Source organism: Microcoleus sp. B3-D2 (assembly GCF_036705345.1).
Classification (GTDB): Bacteria; Cyanobacteriota; Cyanobacteriia; order Cyanobacteriales; family Microcoleaceae; genus Microcoleus.
Window position 1 is genome coordinate 17045 of record NZ_JAUBUG010000029.1, and the last position, 16381, is coordinate 33425.

General features: G+C 45.6%; 15 protein-coding genes. 3 read left to right on the top strand and 12 right to left on the bottom strand.

Translation table 11 applies throughout. From position 1 onward, the window contains the following. Window positions 1-85 precede the first annotated feature (85 nt). The 4 genes from QUB14_RS13080 to rnhA form a co-directional block, all read right to left on the bottom strand. Complete coding sequence (locus QUB14_RS13080; RefSeq protein ID WP_333217455.1) at window positions 86-499, bottom strand: MAPEG family protein; 414 nt, start codon at window positions 497-499, stop codon at window positions 86-88. A 325-nt stretch (window positions 500-824) separates the two neighbouring features. Then, complete coding sequence (locus tag QUB14_RS13085; RefSeq protein WP_333217454.1) at window positions 825-1289, bottom strand: DUF3037 domain-containing protein; 465 nt, start codon at window positions 1287-1289, stop codon at window positions 825-827. Continuing rightward, window positions 1267-2055, bottom strand: coding sequence for a HipA family kinase (locus QUB14_RS13090; protein ID WP_333217453.1), 789 nt, complete (start codon window positions 2053-2055; stop codon window positions 1267-1269). The genes QUB14_RS13085 and QUB14_RS13090 overlap by 23 nt, the downstream gene beginning before the upstream one ends. Window positions 2056-2301: 246 nt before the next feature. Then, window positions 2302-3219, bottom strand: a complete 918-nt coding sequence (gene rnhA / locus QUB14_RS13095) for a ribonuclease HI (protein ID WP_333217452.1) — start codon at window positions 3217-3219, stop codon at window positions 2302-2304. A gap of 81 nt (window positions 3220-3300) precedes the next feature. Between rnhA and QUB14_RS13100 the strand changes: the two genes are divergently transcribed. Both QUB14_RS13100 and QUB14_RS13105 read left to right on the top strand, forming a co-directional pair. After that, a complete protein-coding gene (locus tag QUB14_RS13100) occupies window positions 3301-8271 on the top strand; it encodes a CHAT domain-containing protein (RefSeq protein ID WP_333297205.1) in 4971 nt (1656 codons plus the stop codon). Between the two features lie 270 nt (window positions 8272-8541). Then, window positions 8542-9177, top strand: a complete 636-nt coding sequence (locus QUB14_RS13105; protein WP_333217450.1) for a Uma2 family endonuclease — start codon at window positions 8542-8544, stop codon at window positions 9175-9177. Here the strand turns inward: QUB14_RS13105 and QUB14_RS13110 are convergent. From QUB14_RS13110 to QUB14_RS13135, 6 genes are all read right to left on the bottom strand, one after another. Then, complete coding sequence (locus QUB14_RS13110) at window positions 9146-9397, bottom strand: hypothetical protein (protein ID WP_333217449.1); 252 nt, start codon at window positions 9395-9397, stop codon at window positions 9146-9148. The two genes, QUB14_RS13105 and QUB14_RS13110, sit on opposite strands and share 32 nt — an antisense overlap. 107 nt (window positions 9398-9504) lie before the next feature. Beyond that, a complete protein-coding gene (locus tag QUB14_RS13115) occupies window positions 9505-9684 on the bottom strand; it encodes a type II toxin-antitoxin system PemK/MazF family toxin (protein ID WP_333217471.1) in 180 nt (59 codons plus the stop codon). Beyond that, on the bottom strand, window positions 9653-9844 hold the full coding sequence (locus tag QUB14_RS13120; RefSeq protein WP_333217448.1) for a type II toxin-antitoxin system PemK/MazF family toxin: 192 nt from the start codon (window positions 9842-9844) through the stop codon (window positions 9653-9655). The genes QUB14_RS13115 and QUB14_RS13120 overlap by 32 nt, the downstream gene beginning before the upstream one ends. Next, complete coding sequence (locus QUB14_RS13125) at window positions 9831-10055, bottom strand: CopG family transcriptional regulator (RefSeq protein ID WP_333217447.1); 225 nt, start codon at window positions 10053-10055, stop codon at window positions 9831-9833. The genes QUB14_RS13120 and QUB14_RS13125 overlap by 14 nt, the downstream gene beginning before the upstream one ends. 166 nt (window positions 10056-10221) lie before the next feature. Continuing rightward, a complete protein-coding gene (locus tag QUB14_RS13130) occupies window positions 10222-11313 on the bottom strand; it encodes a peptidoglycan DD-metalloendopeptidase family protein (RefSeq protein ID WP_333217446.1) in 1092 nt (363 codons plus the stop codon). 223 nt (window positions 11314-11536) lie between these two features. Next, window positions 11537-12076, bottom strand: a complete 540-nt coding sequence (locus QUB14_RS13135) for a hypothetical protein (protein WP_333297207.1) — start codon at window positions 12074-12076, stop codon at window positions 11537-11539. A gap of 176 nt (window positions 12077-12252) precedes the next feature. Here QUB14_RS13135 and QUB14_RS13140 point away from each other — a divergent pair, with 176 nt between their 5' ends. After that, the gene (locus QUB14_RS13140) at window positions 12253-14691 is read left to right on the top strand and encodes a tetratricopeptide repeat protein (protein WP_333217444.1); all 2439 of its coding nucleotides are present in this window, start codon (window positions 12253-12255) and stop codon (window positions 14689-14691) included. A gap of 267 nt (window positions 14692-14958) precedes the next feature. Here QUB14_RS13140 and rph read toward each other — a convergent pair whose 3' ends face one another. After that, window positions 14959-15678, bottom strand: a complete 720-nt coding sequence (rph, locus tag QUB14_RS13145) for a ribonuclease PH (protein ID WP_333217443.1) — start codon at window positions 15676-15678, stop codon at window positions 14959-14961. 131 nt (window positions 15679-15809) lie between these two features. Continuing rightward, complete coding sequence (locus QUB14_RS13150; protein ID WP_333217470.1) at window positions 15810-16376, bottom strand: nucleoside monophosphate kinase; 567 nt, start codon at window positions 16374-16376, stop codon at window positions 15810-15812. Between the last annotated feature and the right edge of the window lie 5 nt (window positions 16377-16381).

Here is a 16381-nt window from a genome sequence, read left to right on the forward strand (position 1 = left end):
TCTGACTTACGCTGTATACGAAACAATTAGGATTTGCCCCTGACGCACCCTACTATATATAACTGTCAATTGCGTAATTACTTAACTAGAAAACTGCCATAATAGTTAAGGCGACCAAACAGCTTAACTGAATTACTAAGCTGAACAACCGAAACTTTGGATCGAGGCCAGCGATGTGAATCGCTGAATGTACAAGCCGAAATAGGATGTACACAACAATCAGCAAATCTACTGCTGTTCCTGAAACACGCCTAACTGTTAGAAGAAAAACAACTCCCAAATACAAAGGCAGGTTTTCTATCAAGTTGGATTGTACTCGAAATAGTCGCCAAAGCAAGCTGTCGTCGTTTTGTGTGCCGAAATCTTTTACTGATCCGCCCGCAGATAGATGTCGAATTCTGACTGCTAGTAACAAGATAACGACTGCGATCGTCCACAAAATGAAAATTGTTAAACCCCAGAGAGGGAAAGTCATATTTGTCGGTTCAATTTGCATCATCTTTCTACCTTGCGAAACTGCGGCTAAGACTTTAGAAAAGTTAGCTCAAATCCGTTAGCATCGTTCTGGTCAAATCTCACCCACAGTCAACAATCACCGACGATGCAACCGGAATTGATCTAATTCATCGGCGTTAATCTGTGTTAATCTGTCCTCATCTGCGGTTAAAAAAAGAGAATGTATTAACCGCAGATGACAATGGATTGACGCTGATTCACGCAGATGAAGATCGGAGAGATATGAATAATTCGGATATTCTGAGTGTTTTCCGAAATGGATTGATCGCCCACCAAGCTCAAAGCAGCATCTAACCCACAAGCTGACGCTAACTAGAGTGCGATCGCATCTCCTGAGTGTCAATTCCAGCCGCTAGCAACCGAGCCTTTACAGATGGTTTTCGGCTTGACGATCGCACCATTGTATCGAGCAAGTGTTCGATCGCACCCGGTAGATTCTGGCAAAAACCAGTGTGTACCCGCGATGTCTGAACGATCGTGCTGCGGGGTGCTACAAGCCAGTGAAAGCGCTCTCTGTGGGGAAGTTGACCGATCGCCCCAGATTCCTTGCCGCCTGCACAAATGATGGGAATGACTGCTAGGTGATTGCGAATCATTTCCAGATCCAACGTTGAGTCGATCGCCATCAAGCGCTGTTCATCAATTTCGATACGGGCTTCGAGGAATTTTTTCATACCGCAGGAAACGATCGCCCCGACGTTGATAAACTCCTCGCGCTCGACTTTGGGAACGACGCGGATAATGGCGTAATCATACAGAAATCGATCGGGCACTAATCGCCTCCTCCAAAAAAATATGTGGTGATTCTAGCCGATTTAGCAGGTACTCGATATAAGCATCCCGATGTTGGTTGCTATCGCTGAAAGGAGAATCTCCCACCAGCCAAGTATCAGGAATTAGTTTAACGATGTTGCGAATGATTTCCGGCGTTAGCCTTTGAGTCATCTTTGAATTTGCCGCTTCCAGCGTACTGGCAAAACGCAGCAGAACGTGGTCTTTGATTGGCGGAAAACGATCGCGGCTGCGCGAGAGATAATCTTTCCAGGTGTGGTGGAAGTAGAGGGCTGCACCGTGATCGATCAGCCAAAGTCGGCGGTGCCATACCAGCATATTTGCATTGCGCGACGTGCGATCGATGTTGGTCACAAAAGCATCGAACCAGACGATTTCTGAGGCCAAATCCGCATCGGACTTCCCCGCTATCGGGTCAAATGTGATCGAGCCGGGGAGATAGTCGAGGGCGAGGTTGAGGCCAGCACTTGCTCGGATCAAATCTTGAATTTCCGGGTCAGGCTCAGTCCGAGCCAGTTCGGGATCTAGTTCAACAAAGACGAGTTCGGGGATTGGGAGCCCGGAGGCGCGAGCAATCTCTCCCGCCACTAGCTCGGCGATCAGAGATTTGGCTCCCTGGCCCGCACCGCGAAATTTGAGCACGTACATACCATCATCATCTGCTTCGACGATCGCGGGTAGCGACCCGCCCTCGCGTAAGGGAGTGACATATCTGGTAGCAGTGACTGTTCGCAAGCTGATACTCATGCTATTTTCGATTTGAGATTTGAGATTTTAGATAAAAAATCACTGATTTTATGAGGGTTGGGAGTACGGGCTTACAGACAGTTGGATTCTTTCTTTTAACTGGGACTGATGTTAAGTAGTCTGTTTACTAAACTGATGACTAAAAGGACACAACAATGTTGTGTCCCTACGGAATTTTGCCAAATCTTGCTTTGAGACAGTCATTAGTCATCAGTTATTAATCAACTAATAACTCATGACTAACCACTAATCAGTTGTACTAACGTGGTCGATTCTCTCTAATTGCCAGAGAATTTGGTTGCCTTCGCGCCGCACCCGCGAAACTACCCAATTCCGCCAAACCCAGTTGTCTCCCCGGCTGGTGACAGCGCTGGCATTTACATCCATCAAATCAGCCAGTTCAGAACTGGTAATCAAGTAGCCTTTCGTAGCAACCTCGTCGGCGATGTGCAACGTTTCGATCAGATTGCGGAGGTCTTGAACCCTCACCTCGCGGGGCAAGTTCTCCAGGGTATCGGCAGTTGAGTCCATCATGGTAGAGTTGGAGATCGGAAGGTCAGAAGTTATGACATAGGATTCTATCGTTTTGTTACCAGTTGTGTCCGTTCCTTCCGAAACAATTGTGTTTTCCGAACCTAGAGGCGGTGCGGCCGCGCTGACCAAAGTTCCCGCCTGAGTCTCACCTGCAGTTGGTTTCTGCTGTTGCAGTTCCGGAGTGAGATTGTGGGAGAAGCTGCGGGCGATTTCATCGCATCTGTCGTTGTAGAAGTCGCCGGAGTGGCCGCGGACGTGTTCCCACTTGATTTGCCGGGAATTGAGCTTGTCTAGCCGGTGCCAGAGGTCTTGGTTGACAACATCTTTACCGGTTGAGGTTTTCCAGCCTTTATTTTTCCAGCCTTGAATCCATTTAGTGATGCCGTTCTTAACGTATTCGCTGTCGGTGTAAACAGTGACGGGTTCGGTTTGACCGGAATTGGCAAAAAATTCCAGCGCAGCGACTGCAGCCTGCATTTCCATGCGGTTGTTAGTAGTTTGGGGGTCTCCACCCCCGAGCTCGTGACAGTTGCCGTCGGCGAAGCAAACTACTGCACCCCAGCCACCTGGGCCTGGGTTGCCGGAACAAGCGCCGTCTGTGTAGAGGCTTTTGATTTTGGGAGTTGTCATGAGCGAATTAATTTGTTATTTAGAGGTAACTTGTTTGCAAGTGCGATAATTAAGGCAATTGAGATAGTTTTACTTGCTGCTATGAAAAATGCCAGCTTAAAGATTAAAAAGGTCGGGCTATTTATTTGTCCCTTTTCTTTGTTAATTTTTAATACTTTCGCGCAAGCACAGCCCATAGTGCCTGCGGCTGACGGTACGGGTACTGTTGTCACCCCCAGCGGCAACCGCTATGATATCAACGGTGGCAGTTTGTCGGGAGACGGCGCGAATCTTTTTCACAGTTTTGGGCAGTTTGGCTTGAATGAAGGTCAAATTGCTAATTTTCTGACTAATTCGGCTATTCAGAATATATTAGCTCGAATTGCGGGCGGGGACGCTTCGCTAATTAACGGTTTAATTACTGTCACGGGCGGCAATTCTAATCTTTTTCTAATTAATCCTGCGGGGATTGTTTTTGGCCCGAACGCGAGTTTGAATGTGCCGGCGGCTTTTACTGCAACTACTGCGAATGGTGTCGGTTTTGGTTCAAATTGGTTTAATGCTGCGGGTACAAATAATTTTAGCGCCTTGGTGGGTACGCCAAATGCTTTTTATTTTGGTGCGGGTGTACCGGGAAGTATTGTTAATGCTGGCAATTTAGCGGTGACTCCGGGGCAAAATTTGGCTTTGGTTGGCGGTACGGTTGTTAGTACCGGGCAGTTGTCGGCCCCGGGCGGACAAATTACTGTTGCTGCTGTTGGGGGCGGAAATGTTCTCCGCATTAGTCAACCGGGGCATTTGTTGAGTTTGGAAATAGCAACGGGCGGAAATGTTGGTAATTCTCCACAGACTTTGAATCCTGTTTCTTTGCCGCAGTTGCTGACAGGTACTGGGCAAAATCAGGCGGCGGGTGTTGCGGTTGCGGATGACGGTTCTGTGCGGCTTGTGGGTTCTGGTTTGCAGGTGAATTCTGGGGATGTGGCGATTGCTGCTAATGTGTCTGGGCTGCCGCAGTTGAATGCGGGAAGTGCGAATTTATGGGCTGCGGAAAATCTCACGTTAGCAGGCGCTAGGCTGCAAACTACGGGGGATTTGAGTTTGCTGGGTGGGGATGCGGTGCGGGTCAGGGACAGCGCCCAGAATCCTTTTTTGGCGCAGGCTGGGGGGAATTTATACATTCAGGGATCTCGCACTATTGATATTCTCACTCAAAATGCGATCGGCGGCTTATCTCTTCCCCCGCAATTCCAAAGCGGCGGCAATTTGAGTTTGGTTAGCAACGGCATTATTTCGGGGGATTCCCACTTTGTTTCTGGTGGCAATTTTTCGATTCGCAATTTGTCGGGAATGTCGGGAAATTTCGTGAGTTTATTTGACCCGATTATCAGTTCGGAAGGAGATGTTTTCTTTGGAGATTATACTGGTGTTTCGCTGAAAGTCGAGGCGAAGGGGAGCATTGTTGCCGAGGATATTACAATTACCGGCCCCGATAGTGCATTGGGTAGGGAAAATGGGAATCCCGACGATCCAGATGTTGCTATTTTAACCAGCAGTCCGGCCTTGATTCTGCGGGCGGGAGTGCAAAATCTGGCAAATTTTCCTAATGTTCCTAATTCTCCTACGGATACTCCGGGTGATAATGAACAACCTAATCCTTTAGGTGACGATGCAATATTTACTCCTGCGTCTATTTTGTCGAATAATTTGATTTATGTTGAAAATATTTCGGCGGGCGGGCCGGTGATTTTGTCAGCGCAGGGAAGTATCGCAACTAGAGATATTAATGGCGGTCAAATTAATCTGGAAAGCAGGGAATCCGCAGTGATTGTTGGGGGCAGATTAACGTCTAGTTCGACAATTAATATTCGAGCTAATGACAATATTATCTTGACAAGTGACATTTCTCGTGCTGATATCAACGGCAGTATTAGTCTGAATACGGTTCGGGGTAATATCGTCACAGGAGCGATCGATACTGGGACTTCCGGGGCGATCGAACTCAGAGCTTTTGGCAATGTGAATTTTGGAACTTTGCAGGGTTCTCAAGTTAATATTACCAGTAACTCCGGGGGTCTGGGAGTTTTGACTGATGCCAATACCATTGTTCCTAATACAACACCAGTCAATATTACAGCAACTGAGAATATCAATTTGACAGCTTTTAGGGACTTAACGGTAGGCAATCTCACCGCTGCGACTGTCAATGCTAGCAGCAGCAATGGGAGTGTTAATACGGGGGCGATCGCTACTTCTGGAGATGTCAGAATTATAGCGGGACAGGAAATCAACACAGGGGCAATAACTGTTAATCCTGTGACCACAAATCCAGTTAATCCCCTCATTTCTACAGTAAATTTGGATGCACAAACTAATATGAATGTTGCATCGATTAACGCTGGCACTGCCACGATTAATTTGAGATCGTCCAGCGATTTAAATGCAGGGAGTTTGCAAGGTGGAGACGTTGAAGTCAATAGCGGTCAGGGAAATATTGCGATCGGTAATACTACATCTATTGGGAATATTAATATAATAGGTTCGGGAAATGTAAATTCCGGGGATGTGCGGGGAGTTGGAGTTAATATAAATAGCAATACCGGAAGTATTAATATTGACACCGCTACAGCAACAGAAAATACTGTCAATTTAACAGCGCTGCTAAATGTAAATTCCCGCGATGTGCGGGGAGTTGGAGTTAATGCAAACAGCAATGCGGGAAGTATTAATATTGGCAATATCGACGCCACAACAGGAAATGTCAATTTGACAAGTTCTGGCAATGTAAATTCCGGGAATTTGCGGGGAGTTGGAGTTAATGTAACTAGCAATACGGGAAGTATTAATATTGGCAATACGGACGCTACAACAGGAAATGTGAATTTAACCGCGCCGCTTGATGTAAATTCACGAGACTTGCAGGGAGTTGCAGTTGATGTCACTAGCAGCAGGGGAACAGTCAGCACTGGCAATATAAGTGCTGCCGAAAGTGTCGGAATTTTAGCGGGGAACGAAATCGCAAGTGGGCGAATAAATGTTAATCCTGTTGTTAGTGCCGAGCGCACTTCTACAGTAAATCTTAACGCTCAAAATGATATCAGTGTTGCATCGATCAATGCTCCGGGCGGTAATGTTGAGCTCACAACTCCGGGTTTAGTTCGAGTGACGGGTACTTTTGACCAAAACGGCACTCCTGTTAGCATCTCGACTCTTGGCGACACTCAACCCGGTACAGTTACGATCCGCCACGGCGGCGGCAATGTCAATCCGCCGACGCCTTTTGCGGTGGGAGATGCGACGACTAACGGTACTGCTGGGGCGATCGCCAGCAATGCTGTGGGTACGATTACTCAGGGGCGATCTTTTATCAATTCTTACACTCAAGGCAATAGTGCGATCGTCACTACCAATCAACCAACTAATCCCGACATTCCAACTAATCCCGACATTCCAACTGATCCCGACATTCCAACTAATCCCGACATTCCAACTAATCCCGACATTCCAACTAATCCCGACATTCCAACTAATCCCAATAGCCCTAATAATCCCAATAATCCCAATAGCCCTAATAATCCCAATAATCCCAATAACCCCAATTCGCCCCCCATATCACCAAGGGATAGATTGCCATTTGATAGAGGGCGATCGCTTTTCCCCGAGCCGAACCAACCCTTTAGTCGGGAACAGCTGCAGAACCAAAACAGAATATCGCGAGATATAGGAAAACCGGGAGAAAGGATGCCGCCCGAAAGAATGCAATCTCCCAGAGGACTGAGAAATTTCATCAATTCAAATATCAGAGATTCAGTTATTCAGTCAGCATTTCGCGGCGATATCGGCAGGAATTTGGAAATCGGCAATATATCGGCCGCTTTGTCTCTACTAGACCAATCTTTCACCCAAGAATTCCGGGAATATTTGGGCATCAACATCAGCGACGAGTTGGTATCCCCAGAGGAAACCCAAAAAAAGTTAGCATCCCTGGGCGCAGAAACGGGCACGAAACCCAGCTTAATTTATCTGTTCTCGCAGCCCGAAGAGTTAAATTTAATGCTAATAAATTCTTGCGGTGAAGTGGTTCACAAAAGTGTGCCGGCTGCGAACCGGGCAGAACTGCTGAAAGTTGTAACTCAGTTCAGGGATGAGATTACCAAACCGGGAGTGCGGACTACTACGAGTTATCTACCATCTTCCCAACAGCTTTATAAGTGGATGATTGCGCCTTTAGAGGACAGTTTGAAAAAGTGCGAAACCGATACTATTTCCTTTGTGGTCGATCGGGGTTTGAGAGGTATGCCCTTTGCTGCTTTGCACGACGGAAAGCAATTTTTGGTGGAAAAGTACAATCTCAGCCTGATGCCCAGCATTAATTTAACAGATACTCGCTACGTCGATCTCAGAAATTCTCAAGTTTTAGCAATGGGTGCCTCAGAATTTTCAGAGTTGAATCCTTTGCCTGCAGTTCCTGCTGAAATAGCGGCTATTTCCCGAGAGTGGCCGGGAGTTAGTTTTCTGAATGAGGGTTTCACTTTGGAGAATTTGAAGCGACAGCATCAAAGCCGACCTTTTGGGGTTATTCACTTAGCTACTCACGGCGAATTTCGACCTGGAGTACCGAATAATTCTTTTATTCAGTTTTGGAATAGTCGGCTGCGACTGGATCAATTGCGGGATTTGAGATTGAATGATCCGCAGGTGAATATGTTAGTTTTAAGTGCTTGTCGGACTGCGGTGGGAGATGCACAGGCGGAGTTGGGTTTCGGGGGTTTGGCGCTGCAAGCGGGGGTGCAAACGGCTTTGGGAAGTTTGTGGTACGTGAGTGATGAAGGTACTTTGGGATTGATGAGTGAGTTTTACCAGCAGTTGAAGACGGCGCGAATTAAGGGGGCCGCCCTGCGACAAGCGCAAATTGCTATGTTGCGGGGAGATGTGCGTTTGGAGGGTGGCCGATTGCGGGGTTTGAGTCGGGGTGAGGGGGTGGAGTTGCCGGCTTCGCTGCAAGGGTTTGCGGATTTAAAGTTGTCGCATCCTTATTATTGGTCGGCTTTTGTGATGATTGGGAGTCCTTGGTGATGGGTGATTAGTGATTAGTGATTTGCTATTGGTTGGATATCAATGATTTTTCGGGAAAAGTCTATCGCCCGCAAGCAAGGAAGTTCCCAGTGCGATCGCCTTTTCTATGAGTTAATAAACCTGTGAATAATCCCCTATCTTTTTCGTAGTTCAGCAGCCTTAATGCTCTTATAATCAAAGTTTCAGAGGCATTCTCACCCCCTCAGTGCGTTTCGTAAAGCTGAGTTTTGCTAAGATGTAATAAATAAGCTAAAAAGCAAGCAGGTAGCCATGACAGCCACCCTGATTCAAACCCCACAACCGGGAGTTGTGCTGAAAAATATTAGTTGGCAGACTTACGAATCTTTGGTAAACGAGTTAGCCCAACAGCGGGGAATTCGTTTAACTTACGATCGAGGTACTTTAGAAATTATGACTCCATCAGCACCCCATGAGGGGAACAAACAAATCTTAGGACGCTTTGTAGAAACAGTAACAGAAGAGTTAAATGTAGAAATTCGCAGCTTAGGTTCTCTGACTTGCAGGCGCCAGGATTTAGAACGCGGATTAGAACCGGATCAGTGCTACTACATCGAGAATGAGGAAATTGTCCGCAGCCTCAATCAAATCAATTTGAATCAAGAGCCGCCACCGGATTTAGTAATCGAGATTGACATCACTAGCAGTTCTATTAACCGGATGGAATTGTATGCGAGTTTCGGCGTGCCAGAGGTTTGGTGTTATGACGGTTTGCGTTTAATATTCTATCAGTTAGAAGGTCAGGAATATGTAGAACGGGACGTTTCTCCTCACTTCGCTTTTTTGTCGCCATCTCAGATTATGGGATTTTTGGAAACGCAAAAAGATGTGGGGAAAACGTCGATGATTCGAGGGTTTAGGCAGTGGGTGAGGAGTCAAATTCAGTGAGATCCCAAGCTTCCCGTTCTTCAAGTTCTTCTTGCCAAGCTTCTGGGCTATCGCGTAAGGCAAGATAAGCTTGGTTGGCTGCTGCTAAAAACTGTTGTCTTCGGTATTGTTCTATTGCTTGTTCGAGAACTGTTTCGATTGGTTTTCCTGAGAGTGCAGAGATTTCTGCGAGGGTTTGATAAGATGTATTACTAATTGTAACTGTAGAAGTTTGATCCATGTTACTTTTTTACTTATCTCGACTTTACGCAACTATTATAGCTTAAAAGCTTGGGGTCGCACAGGCGGGACGCCCGTGCCACGAAAAAAAACGCCTATATATCACAGTTAATCGACATCTAAATGCAGTTTGAGAACAGCATTTACCAACTGCATGATTTCCTCACTCAAACTTCCCACTGCATCGCTGCTAATTCGCTGTTTAGAAATTGTCCGTACTTGCTGTGCTTGTACTTTAGAAGGTTTGGATAAACCGCTATCCTCTGGATTTAGCAACACCTCGTGCATGGTAGACACGGGTTACATTAGAGGTAATTGGTAGAATTGTAACTGTATTGGCTGCACGGTTATTAGCGTCATTGCTCACTACCAATACTGGACGATGTTTATCTATCTCAGAACCAACCGTAGGACTTAGATTAGCGTAGTAAATTTCACCACGTTTCATCTGTCAATCCATCGGCAACTGTTAGCTCCCAAGCGGAGTCTACTTCACTGGATGCTTGTCGGTAAGCAGATTCTAGTTCTTGATTCCGCAGCAATTCCAAAGCGACTTCTATTACTTGGGATGGCGAGTTGCATCCTTTAGCAATTTTGTAGCTTTCAATAAACTGTAGTAGCGATTGTGATAGGGAAATTGATATTTTTTCAGCTTGCATTATCTTAGCAATTGATAATTACAAAAATTTTTACTCAATTATAGCAAAAATAGTAAATTTTCGTCTCAAATCCTGTAATCAGAAAAAAGGGTGTAAGCATTTAGCGCTACACCCTGTCACAAGTTTCCAGTCTTGGTAAAGATACTATTTGTTACGCAGAAGCAAGTTAAACAAACTGAAAGTCGCGACGGGAAGACGTGACGTTGAAGCTCAGGTCAGGCACGTTTTTGACAATAGCCAGCGTGTCTCCGCCCGTAGTTTGTATGAGCTTGTCATTGCCCTGATTGATGAGGCGATACTGACTGGCATTACCGCGCAACTGGATGTAGTCATCGCGGAAGTTGTAGTCACTAATCGTAGCTTGGCCGTTTCCTTGGTAGAACATCCCCTGACGGGTATTTCCCAGAACGAAGGTATCAGCCCCAGTCCCTCCTTCTAAGGTATCGAAATCGGCTCTGTTGAAGCTGGCATAGCCATCGAGGTAGTCATTACCTGCACCACCGTTCAGGTAGTCGTTACCTGCTTCACCGTAGAGGGTGTCGTTGCCATCTTGTCCGTATATCTTGTCATTACCTCCAAGACCAGTTAAGTTGTTGCTAGCAGAATTACCAGTAATGATGTCATCTCCTTGCGTTGGTGGCTTCGGATTGCTACCGCCTCCGTTATTCAACTGCGAAAAAGCTTGGAGCGGACTCATTGTTTGCTGCTTCAAGAGAGCAATACTAGCAGGATTCCCGCTGTTTTGGAAGAAGCCGGTTTTTGGGGCATTGAAATCGGTGTGAACTTCCAGGTGAAGGTGTGAGCTGATGCCTAGATTGAAAACTTTGCCAACCTCTTCACCAGCCTCAATGGTGTCTCGATTAGCTACTAATCCACGTGAGTTACTTAGATGACCATAAATCCAACGCTTTCCGTCCCTGCCACGAACAGCAATGAAGGAACCACCAGCTTGATTGGAGACGTTTTCAATGGTGCCTGAAACAACGGCTTTAATGGAAGTTCCCGCACCTGCGGAGAAATCTATTCCTGCATGGGGGCCTTTGTATGCACGAGACTGTTCATAGATATAGCCTCCTGAAAGTCCTAAGAAATCGTTTATAGGAACCCCCAGCTTTTGGCTGAGGTTACGGGCAACATCCTTCAATTGAGGTGACGCATCCTGATTTGGTGACCAGGTAGGTGTTGCAGGGTTGTTGTCAAAATAATCCCTACTGCCACTTTTCAAGTCCCAGTCATTATCAGTTGTTGGTAAGGACATTGTAGTTACTCCAGTTGTAATGTTTGGTTGTGTATTTGCATTGGGCAATCGAATTCAGAGTTATGCGTTTCACATAGCCCGGTTCGCACTCAATTAATGTGTGCTTCAAGGGTTAGATAAATTCATAACTGAACTCTAAATAATCAAAATCTGGTAAGCGCGATCGCACTTATTGTCTAAGCAGGAGAGCGAGCATTGCCTACCCTCCTACTGTGGGAGAAGATTAGCTATCGCTAAAATTTAGCTGGCCGCCACAACAGCCATCGCAGGAAATAGCAGAAACATTCTGAAAGACCAGCCGTCCAAAGTGCTTTTGCTGAGCCTCAATTAATTTTTTTCGAGCACGCTCAATCGTTTGAGGATCGTTCTTCTTTGCATCAGAAAAAGGATTATGATGGATGAACTGACCAGCCACTGCATTGCAGAACTCTGCGTAGTCCTTGGTATGGAGTATGTGACTATGCCATATCTTGTCGATTTCCGGGGATGGCACACTTAAGGTACTACTAAATACACCACAGAGGTAGATGAAGCAGCGATACTGCTTCACTAACTCATCAATTCCTTCGTTTAACTCTGGATGATTTTTGAGCACGTAGGTAACAACAGAATCAAGATTAAAGTCAGAATCGACGACTTCTCCGTTTCGCTGTTCTATTTGTTCTGTGCGATCGTATCCTTTATATTGTTCATGCATTGAAAAATTACCTCGATTAGTTTTTGAAGTTGTATTCTTTGAACTCGGTATCAAATTTGATTTCATGGGGTGAGCTAACCCATGACTAGAGTGTATTCAGAAGTTAAGTTTAATAGGGACACTAAAAGATACTTTTAAAGCCAACTTTAAGCCAAATTATAAAAAAGCCAACTTTAAGCCAACTTCGCTGCTAAAATCACTGAAACACCTAAAAGTACAGTCCGCATTAGCGCCATTCCTCCATGAGCCTAGCCAATGTCTCGGTGAATGTATGTCCAGACCTGCAAGGAAGCTTACTGACCGAGTTTGAGAAAAGATATAAAAAACCCGGAAATAGCCGCGCCCGCACAGGTGAACTTATCGTCCACTGGCAAAACCGAATAGATCCTGACCGCTGCCCCTCAGACCAAGCTGTATTAAATTTACTGAAAGGAAAACGAAATACCTCTGAACTTTGGCTGGTCGATGGCTTGTGTCGCTTGCTGCTGGGCTGTTCCTATGCTGAATGGGGCAACCAATTTGCTCAGAAGCAATATGACAATACTTTGGTCAAAATTCATACGTCAAATCCCAACTCGGATTTTCTAGAGGTTGAGGGATCGATCGCGCATCCCTCAATACCAAACCACAATTTTGTGGGACGCGAAGGGGCGATCTCAGACCTCAACACCCATATCAACCAAGGCGCAAAAATTATTGTCATCCAAGCTCCGGGCGGTGTGGGTAAAAGTCGTTTTGCCCAGAAATATCTCAACTCTCAGGGTTTTGAGTTAGTGCTAGACCTCCAGATGGCCAAGGAGACGGAGAATATTACTCCCGTCGAAAACGTGATGAAAGAATGGCTGAAGCGAGACTTTGGGGAAGAACCGGATCGGGAATTTGGAGTGATGCTTGGCAGGTTCAAACGGCAACTTCAAACGCACAAAGTAGGAGTGTTGATTGATAACTTAGAACCCGCACTGGATGGACAAGGCAGATTTATTGAACCCCATCGTCGCTATGTTGAATTGTTGCGAGTTTTGGCTGACTATTCGGTACAGTCAGTAACGCTCATTACCAGTCGCGAACCTTTGGCTGAATGTATGGGTGTCATCAACTATCGCCTGCCTAGCCTCGATGAACAAGCGTGGCAAGATTTTTTTAGGCTCCGCGATATAGATATAGATGAGATAACTCTAAATGAAATGCACAAAGCTTATGGTGGAAATGCCTTGGCGATGAATATCCTATGCGAGCCCATACAGAGAGATGGAGGTATGGTAGCCTATTGGCAAGAACATAAAGTCGAAGCTGACTTATTGGTGGAGTTAGCTGTAAAAAACCTGATCGAAGAGCAGTTTAACCGTCTCAAAGAAACTTATCCCGAAGCCTATCGACTCCTCTACCGTTTGGGATGCTATCGCTATCAAGATGTGCCTAGAGTCCCCACTGAGGGACTCTTGTGCTTAGTGTGGGATATGCCAGAAGCACAGCGCAGACGGGTTATTAAATCCTTGCGAAGTCTGTCTTTAGTAGAGTGGTACAAAGGAGAATATTGGTTGCATCCAGTAATTCGGGCAGAGGCGATCGCGCGGCTGAGAGCAAGTGAAGATTGGGAAGAAGCGAATCGCAAAGCAGCAGAGTTTTGGACGGATAGTGTTAAGATAGTTGAAACTGTAGAAGATGCACTTAGGGCTTTTGAAGCTTACTATCACTATGTAGATATTAATAACTTTGAACAAGCTGGTTATGTAATTGTGAGCAGGAGAAATGATAGTCGGAGAAACGGAGAACCTTTGGGAGTTGCGTTTTATAGGTTGGGTTTGTTACAGCAAATGGTTTACTCAATTAACTCAATTATTAGCGAAGTTAAAAATAATCAGCTCCTCACTAGATTGTATAATATTTTAGGGGATTTATCCTGGCTAACGGGAGGTATAAACGCAGCAATAGAATTTCACAATTTATCATTCAAAGCAGCGGAACGAACACTTTTATCTATTAATTTAGTTCCTTCAATAAATTTTGAGGCAAAAAGGTGGAAAACTTGGTCTTTAATTAATACAGGGCTTTGTAAAATCGATTTATGGGAACTTGAAGAAGCTGTTAATCTTTTTGAAAACATAGAATTTATTTGTAATCATAACTATTCAGAAACTGGTTTATATGAAAATGAGAAAGACTATTTATATTGTTTGGCCTTTTTGAACTCATGTTTGGGCTTTACAGATATCGCCATGAGTTATGCACAACAAGGCGAAGTAGTGATTCAGAAAATAGATAATAGTTATTGGAGTCAAGGATATAGTTTATTGTTTATGGGTCTAACATATAACAATTTAGGAGAAGTTGAAAAATCTTTTGAAATGTTCCGCCAAGCTATCGCATTTGCAGAAAAAAGTCACTACACTCAGGTTAAGGCTAAAGCTTTAAGTGGTATGGCAGAGCTTTATCGAGAACAGGCAGAATTTGCAACAGCGCTTTCCCATCATTCAGAATCGATCGCACTTCTAGACAAAATCGGCGCAAAATGCGATCTAGCTGAGGCTCATTATCAATTTGCCTTAACTCACCAAAAGATGGGTGATGCCGAAAAGAGTCAGACTGCGTTTCAAGAGGCGATTCGACTCTTCAATGAAATGGAAGCACCGAAGCAAGTTGAGAAAGTGCGAAAGGCAATAGGTAAGAGCGATGAAGTTTAGTTTTGGATATACAGCAGATTGCAGGTTTATGAAGTATACCCAACATCGATCGCCCTAGGGACACCGCACCGTGTCCATTTGTGTCAACTTAAATCGTCAGTCCGCCAGTCCTCCCGCCCGCCCGCCAGTCCGCCAGGGAATGAATTCCCTGGCTAATAGCTAAAGTCCTCTGAAGAGGACTAATGAGTTGAAAAATTCTTCTTCTCAGTCCTCTTAAGAGGACTTTAGCTTTGAGGCAGGGGTTTCAACCCCTGCCGGACTGCCGGACTACTCACCCAAAGCCTGCCGCTGAGCCTCCAACAATTCCTGAATCCCCGTTTCTGCCAAATCCAAAATTTGATTTAACTGACTCCGACTGAAACTTCCCTCTTCCGCAGTTCCCTGAATTTCGATGATATTCAAATCTCCATTCATTACCACATTACAATCAATTTCAGCCGCCACATCTTCAAGATAATTCAAATCTAAAAACGCCTCGCCTTCCAAAAGCCCCACAGACACCGCCGCCACTTGACGAATAATGGGCGATCGCACTAAATCACCTTTTTGTACCAACTTATTCAAAGCGTCAGCCACAGCCACAAACCCGCCAGTAATTGAAGTCGTGCGAGTCCCCGCGTCCGCTTGCAAAACATCGGCATCGACAAGTATGGTGCGTTCTCCCAATAGTTGCATATCCAAGCACGATCGCAAACTGCGCCCAATCAACCGCTGAATCTCTTGAGTCCGTCCCGATAATTTCATAAATTCCCGCTCTTGTCGCTGCGGCGTAGATCCCGGCAACATTCGGTATTCCGCTGTCAGCCAACCTTGTCCGGTATTCTCCAGAAATCTCGGCACTCCCGGCTTGATTGTAACGCTGCAAAGTACCTGAGTATCGCCACTTTTTGCTAGCACGGAACCGCTAGCAAATTTGGTAAACTGTCGATCGAAACTAATCGGACGAAGTTGATTTGGTCGTCTGCCATCTGGACGCTGGAAAGACATAATATTTAGGTGATTGGTAATGGGTAATTGGGCATTAAACAGTTAAAATAGGATATGAATATTCCGGCTTTTTTTGATTGGGTAAATATGCAGTCATTCAATCTAAAATCTAAAATCTAAAATCTAAAATGCTATGACGATTGACCTTTAGCCTCGATCAATTGGAGAATATCCTGCTGGACTTGTTCAGGCGATCGATCGCCATCAATAGTTAACAATTTGTTGCGGTGTTCGTAATACTCTAAAAGAGGAATAGTGCGTTCGTGGAACAAATCGAGGCGACGCTGTAAAATTTCAGGGTGGTCATCCGATCGATCGCGCTCGATCGACCTGCTCAGCAAAACCTCGATCGGCACTTTCAGCCAAACTGCCCAATCTAGCTCCTGCGCCAACTCCTCTAATAAAAAATCCAACTCCTCAGCTTGAAAAGCAGTTCGCGGATAGCCCTCCAATACCCAGCCATTAAAGACATCCCACAGCAGCAGTCGGCGGCGAAAGAATTCAATCATAGTTGCGTCGGGAACTAATTCCCCTCTTTCGACATAAGACACCGCCCGCTTGCCTAAATCTGTGTCTTCTGCGATCGCCTCCCGTAGAATGTCCCCCACAGCCAGCAAAGGAAGGCTCAAATTGCTGCACAGTAGTTCAGCCTGAGTTCCCTTTCCCGCTCCTGGCCCTCCCAGAATCACCACTCTCACAGTCC